The following is an 8558-nucleotide window of genomic DNA, read 5'->3' as shown; positions in this document are numbered from 1 at the left end:
GCGCCGATCGCATTATCCGCCGACGATCATTGGCGAATCGAACACAATCGAAGATCCGGTCGCCGAGAATACTGGCCAGGCCCGCATGACGGGTGTATGCGAGCCCTCTGGACCTCGGGTCGAGGTCACTTCGGAGATTACGCATGTCGGAAGACAACAACCAGATCGCCCTGATCGAGATGACGGCGGACATCGTGTCCAACTATGTGGCCGCCAACAAGATCGGACCGGAAGAGCTTCCGGGCCTGATCGCCTCGGTCCATGGCGCGTTGAACAACCTCGGTGAGCCGGCGGCGGAACCGGCCGAAGAGTTCGCCAAGGCCTCCCCGGCCCAGATCCGCAAGTCGGTCTCCGATTCCGGCATCGTCAGCTTCGTCGACGGCAAGACCTATCAGAGCCTCAAGCGTCACCTGACGACCCACGGCCTGACCCCGGCCGAATACCGCGACCGCTACGGCCTCCCGGCCAACTATCCGATGGTCAGCCCCGCCTACGCCGCGCGCCGTTCGGAACTGGCCAAGGCCATCGGCCTCGGCCAGGGCGGCCGCAAGCCCAAGGGCGACACCGCCCGCAAACCCCGCACGCCCAAGGCCTGAGTTCGGCGTACGGGTTCAAGACTATCAAAAGGGGCGAGGGCGTCAGGCTCTCGCCCTTTTTCGTTTTTTGGGATGCTGACAGCCCTCTGCCACCTTTCGCTGCGGCGACCGGCTTTTTGCCGGCTTTCCACCGCGATTGCGCATTCGCGATGGCGCAACGGATCATCTGCGATGCGTGGCCGAAACGCCGTGACGACGAGTTGATGAAGACGAACCGCTAGCGAAGGCGTCGATTGCGTCAGCCTGCGGCGGCTGCGTCGCGGCTTATGTTCTGGACGATGAATCGCGCGCGATAGAGAAGTTCGTCAAACGTGAGAATTTCAGGCGCACGGACATTGCGACGGTAGAGTTCGAAACACGCAATCTTGTCGTCATTGCCCTGTAGCTCCTTCGTGTCGCCAACGATCAAGAAGCTTCGGGGTTCGATGGAATAGGCTGTCTCTCCGCTATCGTTGCCATCGCCATCTTTCAGAGCGACGCGGAAGCGTTTGCGGGCAAATTCGAAGGTGGTCTTCTGGACCTGCGTGACGGCGTTCGACACTTCGGCGGATACGCCCCAACATCCGGGCCGATAGGGATCGCCGCTACGAAGAAGGTTCGTCGTGTCCTTCTTGATTTCCACGAACACGAACTGACTGACTTCGGCCCGCGTCCGCATAAGCGCGTCGGCAGTCTTGCCACTGCGGTCGAATTCGTTGCCGGTAGTCCGCGCCGTCAAGGTGTCGGACACCTTGTCGAGCGACACATAATTCAGGCCATGCCCGAATATCCATTGGTTCGCTTCGAAGAAAGCTTGCCAATCCTTCTCTGGCGCGTCAGTGCCCATGCGTTGTTCGAATTCCGCCAACGCCTTCCGCTTCGCCGCTACCGCGTAAATGTCGTGGTGAAGCTCCGGGGTTTCGGCAAGTTCGCGGATCAGTTCAGCCCCCTTCGAACTGCCCAACAGTGCGCCAAGCGCGCCGATGTTCACGTTATCGAGCGAGATGCGCGCCTTCTTAGCGTCGCCTAAGTTCAAGTTCGATATGATCGACAAGAACTCCTTCATCTGCCCAAGTTGGAAGTGGTTGACCTGTATGTGGCCGTCCGCACGCCAACTATGCGTTTTGTGATAGGTCAGCTTCGTTATCTTGAACGTCCCGAAGTCGCTCTTGTCCTGAACCCAAAAGGCGGACACCACGATCTTGCATCGGGTGGTTACGTCGAACTCGCCGATCACTTCTTCGCCTTCACCGGCGATGGTCGCGTAAGTCCCGGCCTTGCCGGGGTGCGTGTAGAGCTTGTCCGGTAGGTAGTTCGCTAGATATTCAACGTCTTCGGACATGATCGCTACACCCCCTTCGGGACCATGATGTGCCCGATTTCGCGGTTCTTCGGAACTACGGTCACATATCCTATCGTGATCGGGAGCGGTGTCTTGTCGGTCCACATGGAACCCACGATCTTCGTCGCCCGCGTCGCCGAATAGAGGCGCGCCCCATGCTGTTCGAACTCGCCTAAGTTTTCGTCGAAGCTGCGGCTCGCGGACAGGCGGTCGCCGTGGGTCAGGTCCGACCAAATGTCCCCGTAGTCCTGCAACAGGTCGAACAGGGCGGCGGCTTGCTCCTTCACTTCATCGGACAGTTCGTCGTCGCAGTTGAACACGTATGCGGACGATGCACCGATCAAGCGGCTCAAGGCGTCGCCAGTTCGCACGGGTTCGGCGGGCAGTTTCAGGTGATCCGGGTAGCGTTCTTTCTCGCTATGATCGGAAACCGTCTCTAGCAGCTTGTGAACCTCGGCCACGAAGGCGGGATCATCAAACACGTCGGGGTTCTCATACCCTAGCCCGCGCGCCAGACTACGGCGGGTGGTGACGCTTGCGGATTGACCGGCTTCGATCCTTTGAATGGTTCGTGTCGTCAGGCCAGACGCTTCAGCGAGCGCGTCCTGCGACCACTTTGAGGCAGTTCGGATGCATCGCACCCAGAATCCGAGAAGTTGCGGCGACAGGGTTTGCATTTCGGCGGTCATGTATCCTCCTTCGATGCTCACCTAGCTACGGCGAATTCGGAAGTCTCGACACGACAGCACGCCGACAGCATGGCGTCAGGCGACGGCGGTGGCGGATCGCCAGCCGCAGCCCCATCGCCTAGCAGAACATGGGTAGGGGCATGGGTAGCTTTCGCTGCGCGCCTCAAAGCCCAATAAAATCAGAGGGAACTGGCGGAGACGGAGGGATTCGAACCCTCGGTACCGGTTACCCGGTACGACGATTTAGCAAACCGTTGCCTTCAGCCACTCGGCCACGTCTCCGGCAGGCGCCGTCGATAGCGAACCGGCGCGGCGAGTGCAATGGGCTGTGCGGCCGGTTCGGCCGTTAACGTCAAATCCACACCGCCCATGGCACTGATCGGGCATGCGCACAGTGCAGCGGACCCGGCCCTCCATGCTCCAAGCGGACGCTCCGACCCTGGATCAGGCCGTTCCCGCCGACGCCGTTGCGACCGCCGACGGCGCGGCCCGGCGCGGTCCGTTCCGGCCCCAGACCTGGCTGAATGTCCGTCAACGGCACGGGGCGCGGATGGCGTCCCATGCGTTCCGGCTGGTCGATCTGCTGCTGATCTGGCCGGTCAGCCTGTGGTGGGCACTGGGCGGGGCCTCGCCGGCCCAGGCCGTGGTGTCCGCCGCCGCGCCTGTGATCGTCGCCGCCGTCCTGTTGCAGGCGCTGGGCGCCTCGACCGGCCTCTATCGTTTCCCCCGCGATCGCGGCGCGGTTCGCCATCTCGCCGGCCTGGCCGCCGTCGTCCTGCTGTCGGCCCTCGGCGGCGCCCTGATCGCCTTCGCCCTGCCCGGCGGCGATCTGTCGCGCATCCAGGACTGGCTCGCCACCCTCGCGCCCGGCTTGGTCATCCTGCATCTGGTCTGGTTCGCCCGGGTCGCGCGCTGGCGACGCAGCGGCGCCCTGACGCCCAACATCGTTGTCGTCGGCGCGACCCGCCATGCCGAGCGCCTGATCGAACGCGCGCTTGAGCGGCGCGACATCAACGTCCTGGGCGTCTTCGACGACCGCCTGGCCCGCGTGCCCGATTCGCTGGTCGGCGTTCCGGTCCTGGGCCGCGCGGACGACCTGCTGAAACATCGCATGATCCCCTATGTCGATCGCATCGTGGTCGCGATCGATCCCTCGGCCCAGGCGCGTGTGCGGGAGCTGACGGCCCGGTTGCAGACCCTGCCCACCGACGTCAGCCTCATCGTCGATCCGCAGAACCAGAGCGAGCGCGACGAGGCCCTCGAAAAGCTGGCCCGCTCGCCGCTGGCCCCGGTCGCCGCCCCCTCGTCCGCCGAGCGCCGGGCCTTCGCTAAGCGCCTTCAGGACCTGGCGATCAGCGCGCTGGCCCTGGTGCTGGCCGCGCCCGTCCTGGCCCTCTGCGCCCTGGCCGTCCGGCTGGACAGCCCGGGGCCGATCTTCTTCCGCCAGCGTCGCCACGGCTTCAACCACGAGGAATTCCTGGTCTGGAAGTTCCGCTCCATGCGCACCGAGGCGGCCGACGCCACCGCCTCGCGTCAGGTGACCGCCGGCGACGACCGTGTCACCCGCGTCGGCCGCGTCCTGCGCTCCACCAGCCTGGACGAACTGCCTCAGCTGCTGAACGTGCTGAAGGGCGAAATGTCGCTCGTCGGCCCCCGCCCGCACGCCATCGGCATGAAGACCGGCGCCGTCGAATCCGCCGCCCTGGTCGCCGACTACGCCCATCGCCACCGCATCAAGCCGGGCATGACCGGCTGGGCCGCCATCCACGGCTCTCGCGGTCCGCTCGATTCCGCCGAGGACGTCCGTCGCCGGGTGCAGCTGGACGTGGACTATATCGAGCGCCAGTCGTTCTGGCTGGACCTCTGGATCATGATCGTCACCGTCCCCGTCCTGCTGGGCGACCGGATGGCGGTGCGCTGACCGGGGCCGCGCGATGTTCTGGAAAGGCGTCTGGGGCTATCTGCCCGCCAACATCGTCCAGGGCGTGGTCGGGTTTCTGGCCATCTTCCTGTTCACGCGCCTGCTCAGCCCCGAGGAATTCGGCCGCTACGCCCTCGCCTTCTCCATCCTGACCCTCGCCCACGTCGCGGTGTTCAGCTGGCTGGAAGCCGCCATGGCGCGCTACTGGGCCGCCCAGAAATCGGCCGCCGAACTGGCTGACCACTTCGCCGCCATCTATCGCGCGGCCTTCATTCTGGTGGCCGTCTTTATCGCCGTGGCCGGCCTCGTCGTCCTGCTCGCGCCGTGGGACATGCCGTTCAAGCTGGCGGTCGCCGCCGGCCTGGCCGGCTGCCCCGTCCGGTGCCTGGTCAAACTGGCCCAGGAGCGGTTCCGCGCCGAGGGCGAGGTCGGCCGGTCGGCGACCCTGGACATCATCACCACGATCGGCGGCCTGATGGTCGGGGTCGTCGCGGCGCTTCTGGGCGCGGGCGGAGCGGCCCCTCTGATCGGCATCGGGCTGGCGCCCCTGTTCGTCCTGCCGTTCGTCCTCCCGGGCGAAGTGAAACAGGCGCGCCAGGGCGTCATCGACCGCGCCCGCATCCGCGCCTACGCCGCCTACGGCTATCCGATCGCCGCCGGCCTGGCCCTGGCCCTGGTCCTGGCCTCGACCGACCGCTTTCTGCTGGCGGCCTTCCTCGATGAAGCGGCCGTCGGCGCCTATCACGCCGGCTATTCCATCGCCAACCGCACCCTGGACGTGATGTTCGTCTGGCTCGGCGCGGCGGGCCAGCCCGCCCTGGTCATGGCGCTGGAGCGTGGCGGACTGGCGCGGCTGAAGGAGGCGGCGCGCGAACAGGCCTCGACCTTCCTGCTCATCGGCCTTCCGGCGGCGGCGGGCGTTGCCCTGGTCGCACGCCCGCTCAGCGAGTTCATGATCGGCCCCGACCTCCGGGATGCTGCGGCCGCCATCACCCCCTGGATCGCCCTGTCGGCCCTGTTCTACGGCCTGACGGCCTACTACTTCGGCCAGGCCTTCACCCTCTCACACCGCACGAAGCTGCTTCTGGTCACCATGACCGTGCCGGCGGTGCTGAACATCGTCCTGAACGTCCTGCTGATCCCGCGCTTCGGCGTCATGGGCGCCGCCTGGGCCACGGCCGCCAGCTTCGCCATCAGCATGACCACGGCCAGGATCCTCGGCGCGCGGGTCATGCCCCTGCCCGTGCCCTGGGAGACGTTGATCCGCTGCGGCGTGGCCACCGGCCTGATGGCTCTCGCCGTGTCCGCCCTGCCGGACATCGGCGGCTTCGCGGAGCTGATGCTCAAGGCCACGATCGGCGGAATTGTATATGCAACTGCGGCCCTGACCCTGAACGCCGCAGGGGTCCGTGATCTGGTGCTGCGCATCTATCGCCAGCGGCTTCGCCCGGAGACGGCCACATGACCGCGCGAACGGTCGAAAGTCCGGGCTGGCCGGGCGCCGCTCCCGCCCTGTCGGTCCTCATCCCCTTCCTGCGCGACGATCCGTCCGACCTGCTGGCGATGCTCGACGGCGAAGCGACCGTCCTGAAGGGAGCGGTCGAACTGGTGGTTCTGGATGACGGAACCGGGGACGAGGCCCTGACTCGCCGTCTGGTCGATCGCGTCTCCGCCATGGCCCTGCCGATCCGCCTCATCACCCTGACGCGCAATGAAGGCCGCGCGATCGGCCGCAACCGGCTGGCCACCGCCGCGCGCGGATCGTTCCTGCTCTTTCTCGACAGCGACATGCGGCCGGACCGCCCCGACTTCCTGTCCCGCTGGCTGGCCGAGGCGCAGGAGACCCGCCCGGCCGTGGCCTTCGGCGGCTTTTCACTGAAACAGGCCTCGACGGCGCCGCGCTTCGCCCTGCACCGCGCCATGGCCGCCTCCGGCGAATGCCTCGACCATCTCGAGCGCGCCAAGGCGCCGGAGAAGTACGTCTACACCTCCAATCTTCTGGTGCGCCGCGACGTCTTCGACAGCGAGGCCTTCGATCCTGCCTTCAGCGGCTGGGGATGGGAGGACGTCGAGTGGGCCATGCGCGTGTCACGTCGCCACCCGGTCGCCCATGTCGGCAACCCCGCCACCCACATGGGACTGGACACCGCCGCCGATCTGGCGCGCAAATACGAGCAATCCGCGCCCAATTTCGCCCGCGTTTCGACCCTGCATCCCGACATCGTCGCCGCCTATCCCAGCCACCGCGTCGCTCGCCTGCTCAAGCGCGTGCCCGGCCTCGGAATCTGGCGGCCGATGCTGAAGCGCGCGGCCCTCGCCGAGCCCCTGCCGGTCCGCCTGCGCGCCTTCTCCCTCCGGCTGTACCGCGCCGCCCTCTATGCCGAGGTGGTGTGATGGCGACCGCTCAGTCGCCCACACTCGACGTCGCGGTCATCATCCCCACGATGCGCCGTCCCGAGGCGCTGGCCCGGGCCCTCCACTCCATCTTCGGCCAACAGGACGTCGCCGGGCGGCTGCGCGAGATCGTCGTCGTCGACAACGACCCCCGCGCCACGGCCCGCGACACGGTGGCGGAGCTCGCAGACACGAGCCCTGTCCCGCTCATCTACCGGCACGAGCCGCGTCCCGGCGTCGCCACAGCCCGCAACGCCGCCCTGGCCGCGACCCGGGCGCCCCTGATCGCCTTCCTCGACGACGACGAGGCCGCCTTGTCGACCTGGTTGTCGGCGCTGCTGGCGGCCCAGGCCGAGACCGGCGCCGACGTCGTCTTCGGCCCCATCCAGGGCCGCGTGCCGTCCGGCCTGGGCTGGAAGACCCCCTATCTGGAGCGGTTTTTCGGTCGCCTGGGACCGGAGGCGACCGGCCTGATCGACCACGCCTACGGATGCGGCAACTCCCTGATGGTGCGCGCCACAGCCCTCCCCGGCCCGGCGCCGTTCGATGCGGCTTCGGATCAGAGCGGCGGCGAGGACGACGCCCTGTTCTCGGCCCTTGAGCAGCGCGGCGGACGGTTCGGCTGGGCGGCCGACGCCTGGGTGGAGGAGTTCGCGCCTTCGCATCGCGCCACCTTGCGCTATGCCCTGTCGCGCGCCTTCGCCTATGGCCAGAGCCCGCCCCAGATCGCCTGGCGCGAGCGAAAGCCGGCCCGCGTCGCCTACTGGATGCTGGTCGGCGCCGCTCAGACGATCGCCTGGGGCCTCGCGTCCCTTGCGCTGACGTTGGTCGCCAATCCCCGCCGCGCCGAAACCCTGGATCGCGCGGCGCGCGGCCTGGGCAAGGTGTTCTGGATTCAGGGGCTTGAGCCGCGCTTCTATGGCGCGAAGGAACTGGCCCGGCTCGAACGGATCAGCCCGTCAGCCGCTTGAGAAAGCCCGGCGTCTTGTAGCGCGACCGGTTGACCACGACCCCGGCGATACGACCGCCCACCGCTTCGATTTCGTCCCTCAGGATCACCGGCTCGTTCGCCGCCGTCGTTTCGGCCGCCACCACGATGATGGTCGCATCCACGAAAGGCGCCAGGACAATCGCCGTGTCGCTGCGATCGGCGGCCGGAGAGTCGATCACGACCGTGTCCGAATGCTTGCGCATGGCGTCCCAATAGTGAGGATCGGGCAGGACGTCCGCCCGCTGGCCCGACCTCAGACTCTCCACGCGAAAGCGTGTGACCCACAGCCGGCTGCCCAGACATGGCCGCGCAGTCAGCAGGCGTCCCGGCGGCGCGGGGTCGCCGTTGCGATCGACCAGCTGCGGCGACACGGCATAGAAGACGCGTCCGTCGGGACTGGCGACCGCCGCGTCCCCGAGACGGCCGAAGCGATCGGCCTGGGCGGCGACAGCCTCCTGCTGGCCCTGTTGCGCCAGATCGGCGTCCACCAGCCAGACCGGCCGACGCGCCCGAACGGCCGCCAGGCGCGCGAACTCCCGCGCCATTGTTGAAACGCCCTCGCCCGCCGTGGCCGAGGCGAACTGGATCACCCGCCCCCGATAGGCCGGAGCCGGCCCGAGGGCGGCCAGCAAGCTCGCCATTTCGG

At 67.2% G+C, this 8558-nt stretch carries 8 protein-coding genes and 1 tRNA gene; 5 read left to right on the top strand and 4 right to left on the bottom strand.

Going from position 1 to position 8558, the window contains the following annotated elements; genetic code table 11:
* The first annotated feature begins 143 nt into the window (after positions 1 to 143).
* The gene (locus tag ACO2Q1_RS10505) at positions 144 to 596 is read left to right on the top strand and encodes a MucR family transcriptional regulator (RefSeq protein WP_423329459.1); all 453 of its coding nucleotides are present in this window, start codon (positions 144 to 146) and stop codon (positions 594 to 596) included.
* A gap of 238 nt (positions 597 to 834) precedes the next feature.
* On the opposite strand, the gene ACO2Q1_RS10500 is transcribed toward ACO2Q1_RS10505, so the two are convergent.
* The 3 genes from ACO2Q1_RS10500 to ACO2Q1_RS10490 all read right to left on the bottom strand — a co-directional run bounded on the left by ACO2Q1_RS10500 (position 835) and on the right by ACO2Q1_RS10490 (position 2888).
* Positions 835 to 1917 (bottom strand): Shedu immune nuclease family protein, encoded by a 1083-nt coding sequence (locus ACO2Q1_RS10500; RefSeq protein ID WP_423329458.1) that lies wholly within the window; start codon positions 1915 to 1917, stop codon positions 835 to 837.
* 5 nt (positions 1918 to 1922) lie between these two features.
* A complete protein-coding gene (locus ACO2Q1_RS10495) occupies positions 1923 to 2606 on the bottom strand; it encodes a helix-turn-helix transcriptional regulator (RefSeq protein WP_423329457.1) in 684 nt (227 codons plus the stop codon).
* A gap of 190 nt (positions 2607 to 2796) precedes the next feature.
* Positions 2797 to 2888, bottom strand: a tRNA-Ser gene (locus tag ACO2Q1_RS10490).
* Between the two features lie 133 nt (positions 2889 to 3021).
* Between ACO2Q1_RS10490 and ACO2Q1_RS10485 the strand changes: the two genes are divergently transcribed.
* Genes ACO2Q1_RS10485 through ACO2Q1_RS10470 form a run of 4 tightly spaced genes read left to right on the top strand, consistent with a single transcriptional unit; the run spans position 3022 to position 7892 of the window.
* Positions 3022 to 4527 (top strand): exopolysaccharide biosynthesis polyprenyl glycosylphosphotransferase, encoded by a 1506-nt coding sequence (locus tag ACO2Q1_RS10485; RefSeq protein WP_423329456.1) that lies wholly within the window; start codon positions 3022 to 3024, stop codon positions 4525 to 4527.
* Between the two features lie 13 nt (positions 4528 to 4540).
* The gene (locus ACO2Q1_RS10480; protein WP_423329455.1) at positions 4541 to 5992 is read left to right on the top strand and encodes a polysaccharide biosynthesis C-terminal domain-containing protein; all 1452 of its coding nucleotides are present in this window, start codon (positions 4541 to 4543) and stop codon (positions 5990 to 5992) included.
* Complete coding sequence (locus ACO2Q1_RS10475; protein WP_423329454.1) at positions 5989 to 6921, top strand: glycosyltransferase family 2 protein; 933 nt, start codon at positions 5989 to 5991, stop codon at positions 6919 to 6921. The genes ACO2Q1_RS10480 and ACO2Q1_RS10475 overlap by 4 nt, the downstream gene beginning before the upstream one ends.
* Positions 6921 to 7892: a glycosyltransferase gene (locus ACO2Q1_RS10470; RefSeq protein WP_423329453.1), complete on the top strand. Its 972-nt coding sequence runs from the start codon at positions 6921 to 6923 to the stop codon at positions 7890 to 7892. The genes ACO2Q1_RS10475 and ACO2Q1_RS10470 overlap by 1 nt, the downstream gene beginning before the upstream one ends.
* Here ACO2Q1_RS10470 and ACO2Q1_RS10465 read toward each other — a convergent pair.
* Positions 7873 to 8553: a hfsB gene (locus ACO2Q1_RS10465; RefSeq protein WP_423329452.1), complete on the bottom strand. Its 681-nt coding sequence runs from the start codon at positions 8551 to 8553 to the stop codon at positions 7873 to 7875. The two genes, ACO2Q1_RS10470 and ACO2Q1_RS10465, sit on opposite strands and share 20 nt — an antisense overlap.
* Positions 8554 to 8558: the final 5 nt, after the last annotated feature.

The organism is Brevundimonas sp. VNH65, assembly GCF_049445955.1.
GTDB lineage: Bacteria > Pseudomonadota > Alphaproteobacteria > Caulobacterales > Caulobacteraceae > Brevundimonas.
Note: the sequence above shows the minus strand (reverse complement) of the source record. Positions and strands in the feature narration are given on the sequence as shown.

Coding starts and splice junctions, on each gene's coding strand:
- ACO2Q1_RS10495 (WP_423329457.1), bottom strand. CDS start 2,606: ATGACCGCCGAAATGCAAACCCTGTCGCCGCAACTTCTCGGATTCTGG.
- ACO2Q1_RS10485 (WP_423329456.1), top strand. CDS start 3,022: ATGCTCCAAGCGGACGCTCCGACCCTGGATCAGGCCGTTCCCGCCGAC.
- ACO2Q1_RS10480 (WP_423329455.1), top strand. CDS start 4,541: ATGTTCTGGAAAGGCGTCTGGGGCTATCTGCCCGCCAACATCGTCCAG.
- ACO2Q1_RS10475 (WP_423329454.1), top strand. CDS start 5,989: ATGACCGCGCGAACGGTCGAAAGTCCGGGCTGGCCGGGCGCCGCTCCC.
- ACO2Q1_RS10505 (WP_423329459.1), top strand. CDS start 144: ATGTCGGAAGACAACAACCAGATCGCCCTGATCGAGATGACGGCGGAC.
- ACO2Q1_RS10500 (WP_423329458.1), bottom strand. CDS start 1,917: ATGTCCGAAGACGTTGAATATCTAGCGAACTACCTACCGGACAAGCTC.
- ACO2Q1_RS10465 (WP_423329452.1), bottom strand. CDS start 8,553: ATGGCGAGCTTGCTGGCCGCCCTCGGGCCGGCTCCGGCCTATCGGGGG.
- ACO2Q1_RS10470 (WP_423329453.1), top strand. CDS start 6,921: ATGGCGACCGCTCAGTCGCCCACACTCGACGTCGCGGTCATCATCCCC.